Annotated in this window: 2 protein-coding genes; both read left to right on the plus strand. The window is 72.5% G+C overall.

Annotated features, from left to right (window positions below):
* Positions 1-53: 53 nt before the first annotated feature.
* Entirely contained in the window at positions 54-12,284 is a 12,231-nt protein-coding gene (locus ACFVU9_RS00760; RefSeq protein WP_387588721.1) for a hypothetical protein, read from the plus strand.
* Between the two features lie 152 nt (positions 12,285-12,436).
* Positions 12,437-16,156, plus strand: a complete 3,720-nt coding sequence (locus ACFVU9_RS00765) for a helix-turn-helix domain-containing protein (RefSeq protein WP_387588608.1) — start codon at positions 12,437-12,439, stop codon at positions 16,154-16,156.
* Positions 16,157-16,390: the final 234 nt, after the last annotated feature.

The raw sequence follows: 16,390 nt of genomic DNA on the forward strand, positions 1-16,390 counted from the left end.
CGCTGTTGACGAATCCGGTGGTGCCGGGGCAGCAGGTCCAGTGGCGGGTCAGCGTGACGAACAGCGGTCCTTCGCGGGCGCGGAACGTCGTGGTGACGGATCAGGTGCCGGCGGGTGTGAGCGGCGCTTCGATGACGGCGTCGGACGGGACTGCCTGCCCGATCAGCGCTGGTGTGGCGACGTGTCCGGCCGTGGAGATCCCGGCGGGATCCTCGGCGAGTTGGACGCTGAGCGGCACGCTCGACCCCGACGCGACGACCACGCCGACGAACTCGGTGACGGTGACGGGTGGTCCGGATCCGTCGGCGTCCTCGCGTACGGCGGTGGCTTCGCCGTCGTCGTTGCCGATTCCGCAGGCGAATCTGTCGGTGTCGAAGGTGCTGTTGACGAATCCGGTGGTGCCGGGGCAGCAGGTCCAGTGGCGGGTCAGCGTGACGAACAGCGGTCCTTCGCGGGCGCGGAACGTCGTGGTGACCGACCAGGTGCCTTCCGGTGTGAACGACCCCTCGATGCGGGCCGACGCCGATGGGAGCAACTGTCCGATCGCCAACGGGGTTGCCACCTGCCCGGCGGTGGAGATCCCGGCCGGGCAGACCCTGACCTGGACGCTGACCGGCACGCTCGCCTCCGACGCGACGGCCACGCCGACGAACTCGGTGACGGTGACGGGCGGTCCGGATCCGACGGCGTCCACACACACGGCAGTCGCCTCACCCTCCAACTCGCCCTCTCCGCAGGCGAATCTGACCGTCTCGAAGGTGCTGGTCACCAACCCGGTGGTGCCGGGGCAGCAGATCCAGTGGCGGGTCAGCGTGACGAACAGCGGGCCTTCGCGGGCGCGGAACGTCGTGGTGACGGACCAGGTGCCGTCCGGTGTGAGCGGGGCTTCGATGACGGCGTCGGACGGGACTGCCTGCCCGATCAGCGCTGGTGTGGCGACGTGTCCGGCCGTCGAGATCCCGGCCGGGCAGACAATGACGTGGACGCTCGCCGGCACGCTTGACCCCAACGCGACGGCCACCCCGACCAACGGCGTGACCGTCACCGGTGGGCCCGACCCGACCGCCTCCAGCCACACGGCGGTCGCGTCGCCGACCGCCACGCCCACGCCGCAGGCGGGGCTGAGCATTTCGAAGGTGTTGCTGACGAATCCGGTGGTGCCGGGCCAGCAGATTCAGTGGCGCGTGTCGGTGACGAACAGCGGTCCGTCGCGGGCGCGGAACGTGGTGGTGACGGATCAGGTGCCGGCGAGCGTCAACGGCGCCTCGATGGCAGCGGACGCCGATGGGACCGCCTGTCCGATCAGCGGTGGCACGGCGACGTGCCCGGCGGTGGAGATTCCGGCCGGGCAAACGCCGACCTGGACGTTGACCGGCACGCTGGACGCCAACGCGACAACGACGCCGACCAACACGGCCGTGGTCACCGGCGGGCCCGACCCCTCGGCCACGGCCCGCACGGCGGTCGCCTCGCCGTCCTCCTCCCCGACGCCACAGGCCAACCTCGTCGTCTCCAAGACATTGCTCACCGACCCGGTGATCCCCGGCCGGGAGATCCAGTGGCGGGTGACCGTCACCAACAACGGCCCCTCGCGGGCCCGCAACGTCGTCGTCACGGACACCGTGCCGGCCGGCGTGAACGACCCGAGCATGACGGCCTTCGACAGCACGTCCTGCCCGATCGCCGGCGGTACGGCGACCTGCCCGGCCGTGGAGATCCCGGCGGGCTCGTCCGCAGCCTGGACACTGGCCGGTACGCTCGCCTCCGACGCGACGATCACGCCGACGAACTCGGTGACGGTGACGGGTGGTCCGGACCCGTCGGCGTCCTCGCACACGGCGGTGGCTTCTCCGACGTCCTCGCCGACTCCGCAGGCGAGCCTGACCGTGGCCAAGGTGCTGCTCACCGACCCGGTGGTGCCGGGGCAGCAGATCCAGTGGCGGGTCGGCGTGACGAACAGCGGGCCTTCGCGGGCGCGGAATGTCGTGGTGACGGATCAGGTGCCGGCGGGTGTGAGCGGCGCTTCGATGGTGGCTTCGGATGGGGCCGTCTGTCCGATCAGCGGTGGTGTGGCGACGTGTCCGGCTGTGGAGATCCCGGCCGGTCAGACGTCGACGTGGACGCTCTCCGGCACGCTGGACGCCAACGCGACAACGACGCCGACCAACACCGCCGTCGTCACCGGTGGCCCGGACCCGTCAGCCACAGCACACACCGCCGTGGCTTCGCCGACCGCGTCCCCGACGCCGCAGGCGAATCTGACCGTGTCGAAGGTGTTGCTGACGAATCCGGTGGTGCCTGGCCAGCAGGTCCAGTGGCGGGTGAGCGTGACGAACAGCGGTCCTTCGCGGGCCCGGAACGTCGTGGTGACGGATCAGGTGCCGGCGGGTGTGAACAACCCGAGCATGACGGCGTCGGACGGGACCGTCTGTCCGATCGGCAACGGCGTTGCGACGTGTCCGGCGGTGGAGATCCCGGTCGGGCAGACGGTGGCGTGGACGCTGAGTGGCACGTTGGACGCCAACGCGACGGCCACGCCGACGAACTCGGTGACGGTGACGGGTGGTCCGGATCCGTCGGCGTCCTCGCATACGGCGGTGGCTTCGCCGTCGAACTCGCCGTCACCGCAGGCGAATTTGACCGTCTCCAAGGTGTTGGTGACCAACTTGGTCGTGCCTGGCCGGCAGATCCAGTGGCGGGTCAGCGTGACGAACAACGGTCCTTCGCGAGCCCGGAACGTGGTCGTGAGCGACCAGGTGCCGTCGGGCGTGAACGACGCCTCGATGCACGCCGACGCTGATGGCGCCAACTGCCCGATCGCCGGCGGTACGGCGACGTGTCCGGCGGTGGAGATCCCGGCAGGGCAGACGGTGACCTGGACGCTGACGGGCACGCTCGCCTCCGACGCCACGGCCACACCCGCGAACTCGGCGACGGTGACGGGTGGTCCGGATCCGACGGCGTCCACGCACACGGCGGTGGCTTCTCCCTCCGGCTCGCCCTCCCAGCAGGCCAGTCTGACCGTCTCGAAGGTGCTGCTGACGGATCCGGTGGTGCCGGGGCAGCAGATCCAGTGGCGGGTTTCGGTTATGAACAACGGTCCTTCGCGGGCCCGGAACGTGGTCGTGAGCGACCGGGTGCCGTCGGGCGTGGACAACGCTTCCATGACGGCGTCGGATGGGTCCACCTGTCCGATCAGCGGTGATGTGGCGACGTGTCCGGCTGTGGAGATCCCGGTCGGGCAGACGTCGACGTGGACGCTGTCCGGCACGCTGGACGCCGACGCGACCACGACGCCGTCGAACACGGCCGTGGTGACCGGTGGGCCCGACCCGTCGACCACCGCGCACACCGCCGTCGCGTCGCCGACGTCGTCCCCGATGGCGCGGGCGAGCCTCACGGTGTCGAAGGTGCTGGTCACCGACCCGGTGGTGCCCGGCCAGCAGGTGCAGTGGCGGGTGAGCGTCACGAACAACGGTCCCTCGCGGGCGCGGAACGTCGTGGTGACGGATCAGGTGCCGGCGGGTGTGAACAGCGCTTCGATGGCGGCTTCGGATGGGACCGACTGTCCGATCGCCAATGGCCTGGCGACGTGTCCGGCGGTCGAGATCCCGGTCGGGCAGACGCTGACGTGGACGCTGTCCGGCACGCTCGACCCGAATGCGACCGTCACGCCGACGAACACGGTGATGGTCACAGGTGGCCCGGATCCGACGGCTTCCACACACACGGCGGTTGCGTCGCCGACGTCCTCGCCGTCTCCGCAGGCGAACCTGACCGTGTCGAAGGCATTGGTGACGAACCCGGTGGTGCCCGGGCAGGAGATCCAGTGGCGGGTGAGCGTCACGAACAACGGTCCCTCGCGGGCGCGGAACGTCGTGGTGACCGACCAGGTGCCGTCCGGTGTGAACGACGCCTCGATGCGCGCCGACGCTGACGGGACGTCCTGCCCGATCGCGAGCGGGACGGCGACCTGTCCGGCGGTGGAGATTCCGTCGGGTAGGACACTCACCTGGACGTTGACCGGGACGCTCGCCTCCGACGCGGCGGTGACGCCCTCGAACTCGGTGACGGTGACGGGTGGTCCGGATCCGACGGCGTCCACGCACACGGCGGTTGCGTCGCCGACGTCCTCGCCGTCTCCGCAGGCGAATCTGTCGGTGTCGAAGGTGCTGTTGACGAACCCGGTGGTGCCGGGGCAGCAAATCCAGTGGCGGGTGACGGTGACGAACAACGGTCCGTCGCGGGCGCGGAACGTGGTCGTGACCGACACCGTGCCGAGCGGGGTGTCCGGTGCGAGCATGAAGGCGGACGCCGACAATGCCCCGTGCCCGATCGCGAGCGGGACGGCGACGTGTCCGGCGGTGGAGATTCCGGCCGGCCAGACGGTGACGTGGACGCTGAGTGGCACACTGGACGCCAATGCGACCACCACGCCGGCCAACTCGGTGACGGTGACGGGTGGTCCGGATCCGACGGCTTCCACGCATACGGCGGTGGCTTCGCCGTCCGGCTCGCCGTCTCCGCAGGCGAATCTGTCGGTGTCGAAGGTGCTGCTGACGAACCCGGTGGTGCCGGGGCAGCAAATCCAGTGGCGGGTAACGGTGACCAATACTGGGCCCTCGCGGGCGCGGAACGTGGTCGTCACCGACCAGGTGCCGGCGGGTGTCGGCAACGCCTCGATGACGGCGGCTGATGGCACCGCCTGCCCGATCAGCGGCGGCACGGCGACCTGTCCTGCGGTGGAGATCGCGGCCGGTGACTCGATGAGCTGGACCGTGTCCGGCACATTGGACTCCAACGCGACCATCACGCCGACGAACGGGGTGACGGTGACGGGTGGTCCTGATCCGTCGGCGTCTTCGCACACGGCTGTCGCTTCGCCGTCCAACTCGCCGTCTCCGCAGGCAAATCTGTCGGTGTCGAAGGTGCTGCTGACCAACCCGGTGGTGCCCGGGCAGGAGATCCAGTGGCGGGTCTCGGTCACGAACAACGGTCCTTCGCGGGCCCGGAACGTGGTTGTGAGCGATCAGGTGCCGTCCGGTGTGACCGACGCCTCGATGCGGGCGGATGCGGATGGGACGAACTGCCCGATCAGCGGTGGTGTGGCGACGTGTCCGGCGATGGAGATCCCGGTCGGGCAGACGGTGATGTGGACGCTGACGGGCACGCTCGCCTCCGACGCCACGGCCACGCCGGCCAACTCGGCGACGGTGACGGGTGGTCCTGACCCGACAGCCTCCACGCATACGGCGGTGGCTTCGCCGTCCAACTCGCCATCGACGCAGGCGAGTCTGAGTGTGTCGAAGGTGTTGCTGACGGATCCGGTGGTTCCCGGGCAGCAGATCCAGTGGCGGGTGAGCGTCACCAACAACGGGCCCTCTCGTGCCCGGAACGTCGTCGTCACCGACACCGTTCCGAACGGAGTGTCCGGTGCGGGCATGACGGCGTCGGACGGGACCGTCTGTCCGATCAGCGGCGGTGTGGCGTCCTGTCCGGCGGTGGAGATCCCGGTCGGGCAGACGGTGACGTGGACGCTGAGTGGCACGCTGGACGCCAACGCGACGGCCACGCCGACCAACTCGGTGACGGTCACCGGTGGCCCGGACCCGACGGCTTCCACGCATACGGCGGTGGCTTCGCCGTCGAACTCGCCTTCTCCGCAGGCGAATCTGGTCGTGGCCAAGGTGCTGGTGACGGATCCGGTGGTGCCGGGGCAGCCGATCCAGTGGCGGGTGACGGTGACGAACAACGGTCCCTCGCGTGCTCGGAACGTGGTCGTGACCGACAAGGTCCCGGACGGTGTGCTGAACGCGTCGATGACCGCCCAGGACGGGACCGTCTGTCCGATCAGCGGCGGTACGGCGACCTGCCCGGCGGTCGAGATCGCGGCGGGTGGCTCGATGAACTGGACCTTGACCGGGACGTTGGATCCCAATGCGACCACCACGCCGGCCAACTCGGTGACGGTGACGGGTGGTCCGGATCCGACGGCTTCCTCGCATACGGCGGTGGCTTCGCCGTCGAATTCGCCTTCTCCGCAGGCGAATCTGGTCGTGGCCAAGGTGCTGGTGACGGATCCGGTGGTGCCCGGGCAGCAGATCCAGTGGCGGGTGACGGTGACCAACAACGGCCCTTCGCGGGCGCGGAACGTCGTCGTCACCGACCAGGTGCCGGCCGGTGTCCGGGACGCGAGCATGACGGCGGCGGACGGCACCGCGTGCCCGATCGCGAACGTGACGGCGACCTGCCCGGCCGTCGAGATCCCGGCGGGGTCCTCGGCGAGCTGGACGCTGACCGGCACGCTGGACCCGGACGCGACCACGACGCCGACGAACTCGGTGACGGTGACCGGCGGGCCCGATCCGTCGGCGTCCTCGCGGACGGCAGTGGCCTCGCCGACCTCGTCCCCGACTCCGCAGGCGCGGCTCTCCGTGTCGAAGGTGCTGCTGACGGATCCGGTGGTGCCGGGGCAGCAGATCCGGTGGCGGGTGACGGTGACGAACAACGGCCCTTCGCGGGCGCGGAACGTCGTGGTGATGGACCAGGTGCCCGCAGGTGTGAACGGCGCCTCGATGAAGGCGGATGCGGACGGGTCCGCCTGTCCGATCAGCGGCGGCACGGCGACGTGTCCGGCGGTGGAGATCCTGGCCGGGCAGACGCTGACCTGGACGCTCACGGGCACGCTGGCGCAGGATGCCACGGCCACGCCGACCAACACGGTGACGGTGACGGGCGGCCCGGACCCGACGGCTTCCACGCACACGGCGGTGGCTTCGCCGTCCAACTCTCCGTCGGTGCAGGCGAGTCTGAGTGTGTCGAAGGTGCTGGTCACGGATCCGGTGGTGCCCGGGCAGCAGATCCAGTGGCGGGTGTCCGTCACGAACAACGGGCCGTCGCGGGCCCGGAACGTCGTGGTCGCCGACCGCGTCCCGGACGGTGTCAGCGGTCCGAGCATGACCTCCGCCGACGGGACGGTCTGCCCGATCGCGAACGGGACGGCCACCTGCCCGGCGATCGAGCTCGCCGTCGGTGAGACGCGGACCTACACGCTGAGCGGCACGCTCGTGCAGGACGCGACCGTGACGCCGACGAACACGGCGGTGGTGACCGGCGGGCCGGATCCGGCCACGCCGACGCACACGGCGGTGGCGTCGCCGTCCGACTCGCCGTCACCGCAGGCCAGTCTGACGGTGGCCAAGGCGCTGCTGACCGATCCCGTGGTGCCGGGCGAGAAGATCCAGTGGCGGGTGACGGTGACCAACAACGGCCCGTCCCGGGCGCGCGACGTCGTCATCACGGACCGGATCCCGGACGGGGTGAACAACGCCGTCCTCCAGTCGGACGCCGACGCGAGCACGTGCCCGGTCGCGGGCGGAACGGCGACCTGTGCGGCGATCGGGCTGGAGGTCGGCCAGACGGCCTCGTACACCCTGACCGGGACGCTGGCGCCGGACGCGACGGTCACGCCGACGAACACGGTGGTGGTGACCGGTGGCCCCGACCCGACCGCTACCGCGCACACGGCGGTGGCCTCGCCCACCGACTCGCCCACGCCGCAGGCGAACCTGGGCATCGCCAAGGTGCTGCTGACCAACCCGGTGGTGCCCGGGCAGCAGATCCAGTGGCGGGTGACGGTGACCAACCGGGGTCCGTCGCGGGCCCGGAACGTGGTCGTCTCCGACACGATCCCGGCGATGGTGAACGGTGCGGGCATGATCGCGGACGCCGACGGCTCGGCCTGCCCGGTCACCGGCGGGACGGCGACCTGCCCGGCCGTCGAGATCCCGGCCGGCGGGACCGTCTCCTACACCCTCACCGGCACGCTCGACCCGGTGGCGACCAGCACCCCGGTCAACGTCGCGACCGTCACCGGCGGACCCGACCCGACGGCCACGGCGCACACCGCGACGGCGCTGGCCGGCGACACGGTCGAGCCGCGGGCGAGTCTGTCCGTGTCGAAGGTGCTGGTGACGAACCCGGTGGTGCCGGGGCAGCCGATCGCCTGGCGGATCAGCGTCACCAACAACGGCCCGAGCCAGGCCCGGAACGTGGTGGTCAGCGACCGGTTCCCGGACGGAGTCGTCGGCGCCTCGCTCTCGCCGGACGCGACGAAGACGGCCTGCCCGGTCGCCGGTGGCGTGGCGACCTGTCCGGGGGTCGAGATCCCGGTCGGCCGGACCGTCACCTACACGCTCTCGGGAACCCTGGCCCAGGACACCACCACCGTGCCCGGCAACACGGCCGTCGTGACCGGAGGCCCGGACCCGAGCACGTCGGCCCACACGGCGGTCGCCAGCCCGACCGGGACGCCGTCGCCGCAGGCACGGCTCTCGGTGACCAAGGTGCTGGTGACGAACCCGGTGGTGCCGGGGCAGACGGTCCAGTGGCGGGTGTCGGTGACGAACAACGGGCCGTCCCGCGCGCGGAACGTCGTGGTCGCGGACCGGGTCCCGGACGGGGTGTCCGGCGCGATGATGGTCTCGGACGAGGACGGCACCAGGTGCCCGATCGGCAACGGCGTCGCCACCTGCCCGGCGATCGAGCTGGAGGTCGGGCAGACGGCGTCGTACACGCTGAGCGGGACGCTGGACCCGAATGCGACGGTCACACCGACCAACTCGGCGGTGGTGACGGGTGGTCCTGATCCGACCGCGTCCGCGCACACGGCGGTGGCTTCGCCGTCCGGCTCGCCTTCTCCGCAGGCGAATCTGGTGGTTGCCAAGGTGTTGGTGACGAACCCGGTGGTGCCTGGGCAGCAGATCCAGTGGCGGGTGAGCGTGACGAACAACGGGCCTTCGCGGGCTCGGAACGTCGTTGTGACCGACCGGGTGCCGGTGGGTGTGAACAACGCTTCGATGGTGGCTTCGGACGGGAGTAGCTGTCCGATCAGCGGTGGTGTGGCGATGTGTCCGGCGGTGGAGATTCCGGCGGGTTCTTCGGCGAGTTGGACGCTGACGGGCACGCTGGATGCCAACGCGACCACGACGCCGGCGAATACGGCCGTGGTGACCGGTGGTCCGGACCCGTCGGCCACAGCCCACACGGCCGTCGCGTCGCCGACCTCGTCCCCGTCTCCGCAGGCGAGCCTCACGGTGTCGAAGGTCCTGGTCACCGATCCGGTGGTGCCTGGTCAGCAGATCCAGTGGCGGGTCTCGGTCACGAACAACGGGCCTTCGCGGGCTCGGAACGTGGTGGTGAGTGATCGGGTGCTGGTGGGTGTGAACGACGCTTCGATGGTGGCTTCGGACGGGACCGTTTGTCCGGTCAGCGGTGGTGTGGCGATGTGTCCGGCGGTGGAGATCCCGGCCGGGCAGACGATGACGTGGACGTTGTCCGGCATGCTGGACCCGAATGCGACCGTCACGCCGACCAACTTGGTGACGGTGACGGGTGGTCCGGATCCGACGGCGTCCGCGCACACGGCGGTGGCTTCGCCATCGAACTCGCCTTCTCCGCAGGCGAATCTGGTGGTTGCCAAGGTGCTGGTCACCGATCCGGTGGTGCCTGGGGAGCAGATCCAGTGGCGGATCAGCGTGACGAACAACGGGCCCTCGCGGGCGCGGAACGTGGTGGTGACCGACCGGGTGCCGTCGGGGGTGAGCAGCGCCTCGATGGTGGCTTCGGACGGGACCGTTTGTCCGGTCAGCGGTGGTGTGGCGACGTGTCCGGCGGTGGAGATCCCGGCCGGGCAGACGATGACGTGGACGTTGTCCGGCATGCTGGACCCGAATGCGACCGTCACGCCGACCAACTCGGTGACGGTGACGGGTGGTCCGGATCCGTCGGCGTCGTCGCACACAGCGGTGGCTTCGCCGACGTCCTCGCCTTCTCCGCAGGCGAATCTGGTGGTTGCCAAGGTGTTGGTGACGACTCCGGTGGTGCCTGGGGAGCAGATCCAGTGGCGGGTCAGCGTGACGAACAACGGTCCTTCGCGGGCTCGGAACGTGGTCGTGACCGACCGGGTGCCGGTGGGTGTGAACGACGCTTCGATGGTGGCTTCGGACGGGACCGTCTGTCCGATCAGCGGTGGTGTGGCGACGTGTCCGGCGGTGGAGATCCCGGCCGGGCAGACGATGACGTGGACGTTGTCCGGCACGCTGGACCCGAACGCCACGGCCACGCCGACCAACTCGGTGACCGTCACGGGCGGGCCCGACCCGAGCACCTCGGTGCACACCGCCACTGCCTCCCCGAGCGGCAGTCCCGAGCCGCAGGCGAGCCTGGTGGTGTCGAAGGTGCTGGCGACGGACGCCGTGGTGCCCGGCCGGCAGATCCAGTGGCGGGTGACGGTGACCAACAACGGTCCCTCGCGGGCCCGGAACGTGGTCGTGGCCGACAAGGTCCCGGACGGCGTGCTGAATGCGTCGATGAGCGCCCAGGACGGCAGCGACTGCCCGATCGCCGGTGGCGTGGCGACCTGTCCGGCGGTGGAGATCCCGGTCGGTGTGACGCTGACCTGGACCCTGACGGGGACGCTCGACCCCGCCGCCACCGTCACGCCGACCAACACCGTGATCGTCACGGGCGGTCCGGACCCGAGCACGACCGCGCACACGGCGGTGGCGAGCCCCACCGCCGGGCCGGTGCCGGACGCGCGGCTTTCGGTCTCGAAGGTGCTGCTCACCGATCCGGTGGTGCCCGGGCAGCAGGTCCGGTGGCAGGTGTCCGTCACCAACCGCGGACCGTCCGCCGCCCGTGACGTGGTCGTGAGCGACCGGGTGCCCACCGGGGTGTCGAACGCCTCGATGACGGCCGACGACGGCACCGCGTGTCCGATCGCCGACGGCACTGCGACCTGCCCGGGCGTGGGGATCGCGGTGGACGCGACCCGGACGTGGATCCTGAGCGGCACGCTGGACGCCGGTGCCACCGTCACGCCGGCCAACACGGCCACCGTGACGGGCGGGCCCGACCCGGGCACCCCGACCCACACGGCGGTGGCCTCGCCGACGTCCTCGCCCTCGGCGCAGGCGCGGCTGAGCGTGGCGAAGGTCCTCGTCACCAGCCCGGTCGTGGCCGGGGCGCCGATCGAGTGGCGGGTGACCGTCACGAACGACGGGCCCTCCGTGGCGCGTGGCGTCGTGGTGAGCGACCGGGTGCCGGCGGGTGTGACCGGCGCCGCGATGACCGGACCCGGCGGTGCCACCTGCCCGATCTCGGGTGGTGTGGCGACCTGTCCGGCGGTGGAGATCCCGGTCGGCGTCACGTTGACCTGGACGCTGACGGGCACGCTCGATCCGGCCGCGACCGTCACCCCGGGCAACACGGCCGTGGTGACCGGCGGTCCGGACCCGGCGACGCCGACGCACACCGCGGTGGCCCCGCCGTCCGGCTCGCCCTCGGCACAGGCGCGGCTGACCGTCGCCAAGGTCCTGCTGACCTCCCCGGTCGTGGCCGGGCAGCAGATCCAGTGGCGGGTGACGGTGACCAACGACGGGCCCTCGCTGGCCCGGAACGTGGTCGTGACCGACCAGGTGCCCGCCGGGGTGAACGGGGCCTCGATGACGGCCGACGCGGACGGGACGCCGTGCCCGGTCACGGACGGCCTGGCGACCTGCCCGGCCGTCGAGGTCCCGGTCGGCGCGACGGTCTCCTGGACGCTCACCGGCACGCTGGACCCGGACGCCACGGCCGTCCCGGTCAACACCGTGGTGGTGACCGGCGGTCCGGACCCGACGACGCCGACGCACACCGCGGTGGCGACCCCGACGGAGCCGATCACCGTTCGGCACGACCTGCTCCTCGCCAAGCACGCGAGCCCGTCCGACCCGAAGGCCGGTGACACTGTGACGTACACCGTCACCGCCACCAACCGGGCCGGCGGCACGTACTTCGGCGCCGTCGTCACCGACGACCTGTCCGGGGTCCTGGACGGCGCCGGGTACGATGCCAACGCCCATGCCAGCAGCGGGCGGACGGCCTACTCTGCGCCGCGGCTGACGTGGACGCTGGACATCCGGCCCGGAGTGACGGAGACGCTCACGTACACCGTGACCGTGAAGCCGGGCGCGGGCGGCACGACGCTCGTCAACCGCCTGAGCGCCGACGGTTCCAACTGCTCCGGCGCCGGCGGTGGGGACGGCGCCGGCGGCGCACGGCGGGCGGTGAGCGGGAACTGCTCGACCACCACCACGGTCCGGGTCATGCCCAGCCCCAGCCCGACGACCAAGCCCCCGCTGCCGCCCACCGGTAGCCGGAGCCCGAAGCCGGCCCTGCTGCTCACGGTGCTGCTCCTGGTGCTCGGTGGCGGTCTGATCGCGGTCCGCCGCTCGCGGCGCTGACCCGCGGACACCGCCGGGCGGCTGGGTCCTCCGGCCGCCCGGCGGTGTCGTGTTCCCGGGAGGGGCTTCGCAGCGTTTCGGTGATTCGGGGGTGCCGGCAGCCGCCGGGCCGTCATGATGATGGCGTTGCGTCAACCTGTTGGGGGGCAGGGGTGGGGTCGGAGCTCGACGAGCGCGAATGGGGACGGCCTCCGGAGTTCGGGGCCGAGTTGCGGCGGTTGCGGAAGGTGCGGGGGCTCTCGCTCGCGGAGATGTCGCGGCTCGTCCACTACAGCAAGGGCTACCTGAGCAAGATCGAGAACGGCGGCAAGCCCGCGACGCCCGACCTCGCGCAGCGGTGTGACGACATGCTGCGGGCGGGCGGCGCGCTGGTGCGGCTGGTCGAGTGCCCGCGGGCCGATGAGCGAGGGACGGACGGTGGGGACGAGCCGTGTCCGTACCCGGGGCTCGCGTCGTTCGGGCCGGGGGAGGCGCGCTGGTTCGCCGGGCGGGACGGCGAACTCGCCGAGCTGATCGACCGGTTGGCCGAGCGGGCCGGGCACGGACCGCTCGCGCTCGTCGCGCCGTCCGGGGCCGGGAAGTCCTCGCTGCTCATGGCCGGGCTGGTGCCGGCGCTGCGCGGTGGGGCGCTGGCTCCCGAGGGGAGGCCGGGGTGGCGGGTGGCGGTGTGCACGCCGACGGCGCACCCGTTGGCCGCGCTGCGGGAGGCGCTGGAGGAGGCGGCGCGGGAGGAGCCGTCGGGCGCCGGACTGGCACTGATCGTCGACCAGTTCGAGGAAACGTTCACTCTGTGTGCGGACGAGGAGGAGCGGCGGGCGTTCGTCCGGACGCTGTGCGGGCTCGCGACGGTGCGCCCGGCGGCGCTCGTCGTGCTGGGTGTGCGGGCGGACTTCTGCGGACGGTGCCTCGACCACCCTGAGCTCGTGCCCGTGCTCAGCCACGGGCTGCTCGCGCTCGGCCCGATGGCCGGGGCGCAACTGCGGGAGTCGATCACGCGGCCGGCGGCCGAGGCGGGGCTGGGGCTGGAACCGGGGCTGGTGGAGGTGTTGCTGCGCGACCTGGGGGAGCGGGCCGGGGCGGCGGAGAGCGCCGGGGTGCTGCCGCTGCTGTCGCACGCGCTGTTGGCGACCTGGCAGCGGCGCGACGGGCGGACCCTGACGGTGGAGGGCTACCTGGGCACGGGCGGCATCCACGGCGCGGTCGCGGAGAGTGCCGAGCGGGTGTTCTCGGGGCTGGGCGCCGGGCAGCGGGAGCTCGCTCGGCAGCTCCTGCTTCGGTTGGTGCAAGTCGGCCCGGAGGGCGAGGAGTTCCGGCGGCCGGTGGCGCGAGCGGAGCTGCTGTCGCTGCTGGTGGGCGGGGACGGCGGGGCGGTGCTGGACGCCTTCGTCCGGGCCCGGCTGCTCACCGTGGACCGCGAGACGGTCGCGATCACGCACGAGGCGCTGCTACGGGCCTGGCCGCGGCTGCGGGACTGGGTGGAGGCGGACCGGGCCGGCCTGCTGATCCGTCGTCAACTCGGTGAAGCTGCTGCGGAGTGGGACCGGGACGGACGGGACCCTGCCGCGCTCTATGGCGGTGCGCGGCTCGCGGCGGCTTGGCAGTGGGCGCAGGATCCGCTCCATCACGGTGAATTGACGGATGGTCAAACAGGCTTTCTGCGGGCGAGCCGGAAGCATGAGGACGAGCGCCAGGGGGTGGCCCGCCGGCAGGCGCGACGGCAGCGTCGACTCATCGTTTCGCTGGTCCTGTTGCTCGTGATCACGCTCACCGCCGGGGCCTTCGCCTACCAGCAGCGGTCCTCGGCGGTCGACCAGGGGCGGACGGCGACGTCCAGGGCGATGGCGGCCGAGTCGGGCCGGCTCGCCGCCGGGCGGCCCGAGGCGTCGATGCTGCTCGCCGACCGGGCGTTCCGGCTCGCGCCGACCGTCGAGGCGCGCAGCGCGCTGCTGAGCACGCAGGCGCAGCCGTTCGCGGGGCGGCTGGTCGGGCACACGGGGCCGGTGAACGGGTGTGCGATCAGCCCCGACGCGAAGCTGCTGGCGACGGCGAGTTCGGACGGGACGGTGCGGCTGTGGAGCCTGCCGGACCGGCGGCCGAGCGGGACGCTGGTGGGGCATTCCGGGCCGGTCAGGGGTGTCGCGTTCAGCCCGGACGGGCGGGTGCTGGCCTCGGCGGGGTCGGACGGGGTGCGGCTGTGGGACGTGGCCGGGCGGCGCTCGCCGGTCGTACTGGGCGGGCACGACGGGCCGGTGCGGGCGGTCGCGTTCAGTGCGGACGGACGGGAGGTGGTGTCGGGCGGGGCCGACGGCGCCGTCCGGGTCTGGTCGGCGGCCGCGTGGGACGAGGGCGCGAAGCTGAAGGGGGACATCGGGGGCACGGGGGACGTGTCGGCGGGGCCCCGGCCGCTGATGACGCTCACCGGTCATCGGAGTGAGGTCCAGGCCGTCGCCACCGGACCGGACGGGCGGACGGTCGCGTCGGCGGGCGCGGACGGGACGGTGCGGCTGTGGGACGCCGTGACGGGTGCCGCCACGGCGGTTCTGAGCGGGCACGGCGGGCAGGTGCTCGGGGTCGCGTTCAGCCCGGACGGGCGGAGCGTGGCCTCGTCCGGGACGGACCGCACCGTGCGGCTGTGGGACGTCGCGAGCGGCGCCACGACGGCGGTCCTCACCGGGCACAGCGACGACGTCAACGCGGTGGCGTACCTGGACGGCGGCGCCACCGTGGTGAGCGCGGGCGGGGACGGGACGGTGCGGCTGTGGGACGTCGCCGGGCGGCGGGTGACCGCGACGCTCGCGGGCCACACCGACTACGTCCTCGGCGTCGCGGCCGGCCGGGACGGCACGCTGCTGGCCACGGCCGGGTTCGACCAGTCGGTGGTGCTGTGGGACCTGGGGGCGGCGGCACTCGTCGCCCATCCGTTCGCGGAGGTGTGGCGGGCGGTGTTCAGTCCGGACGGGCGGACGGTCGCGTCGGCGGGTGCGGACGGGACGGTGCGGCTGTGGGACGTCGCGACGCGGCGGCAGACCGGGGTGCTCACCGGGCACGGCGGCCAGGTGCTGGGCGTGGCGTTCAGCCCGGACGGGCGGCTGCTGGCCTCGGCCGGCGCCGATTCGACGGTCCGGCTGTGGGACGTGGCCGCGCGGAGCCAGGTGGCGGCGTTCACCGGGCACCAGGGCTCGGTCTTCGCGGTGGCGTTCGGCCCGGACGGGCGGCTGCTCGCCTCGGCGGGCGAGGACCGTACCGTCCGGCTCTGGAACGTGCCCTGGCAGCGGGCCGAGGGAGTGCTGATCGGGCACACGGACTTCGTCAACGCCGTCGCCTTCGCCCCGGACGGGCGCACGCTCGCCTCGGGGAGCGACGACCTCACGGTGCGGCTGTGGGACGTCGGTGAGCTGCGCCCGGTCGGCACGCTGACCGGGCACACGGGGGCCGTGCGCGGACTCGCGTTCTCGCCGGACGGGCGGACGCTCGTGAGCGGCGGCAACGACGGGTCCGTCCGGCTGTGGGACGCCGGGGAGCGACGGCCGCTGGCGACGCTCACCGGGCACACGGGGGCGGTGCGGGCGGTCGCGTTCTCGCCGGACGGACGGACGGTGGCGAGCGGGGGGAACGACGGGACGGTCCGGACCTGGGACGCGCGGGCGGGCGCGCCGGTCGCCGCGCTGGCCGGGCACGGGAACGCCGTCTGGTCGGTCGACTTCGGCCCGGACGGGCGCTCGCTGGCGAGCGGCGGCAGCGACGGGACGGTGCGGTTCTGGAACCAGGACACCGGTGCGCGCTCGGCCGCGATCTGCGGGCTGCTCGGACCGGTCGACGCGGCGCGGTGGGCGGCGCTGCTGCCGGGGGAGCCGTACCGGGCGGGGTGTTGACCGGGGCTCGTCGAGGCAGGTCGGCCGCGGTTTCCCGGAAGGTTTCCCGTTTCCCGATGGGATGGGCGACCGGTGGCGGGTGGACGGTTGCCGGGTCGGGTGGGCAGGCTCGGGGCACGGGCGGCGGTCCGCGACCGCATTCGGTGTCCGACGATGCGTCAGATGTCGTGCGGCCATGGGGGTGTACGGGGGACGGCCGCACGGCCGGGTGCTTCCTCCCTTGAGCGGCCCGCC

It is taken from the genome of Kitasatospora sp. NPDC057936 (genome assembly GCF_042887525.1).
GTDB lineage: Bacteria > Actinomycetota > Actinomycetes > Streptomycetales > Streptomycetaceae > Kitasatospora.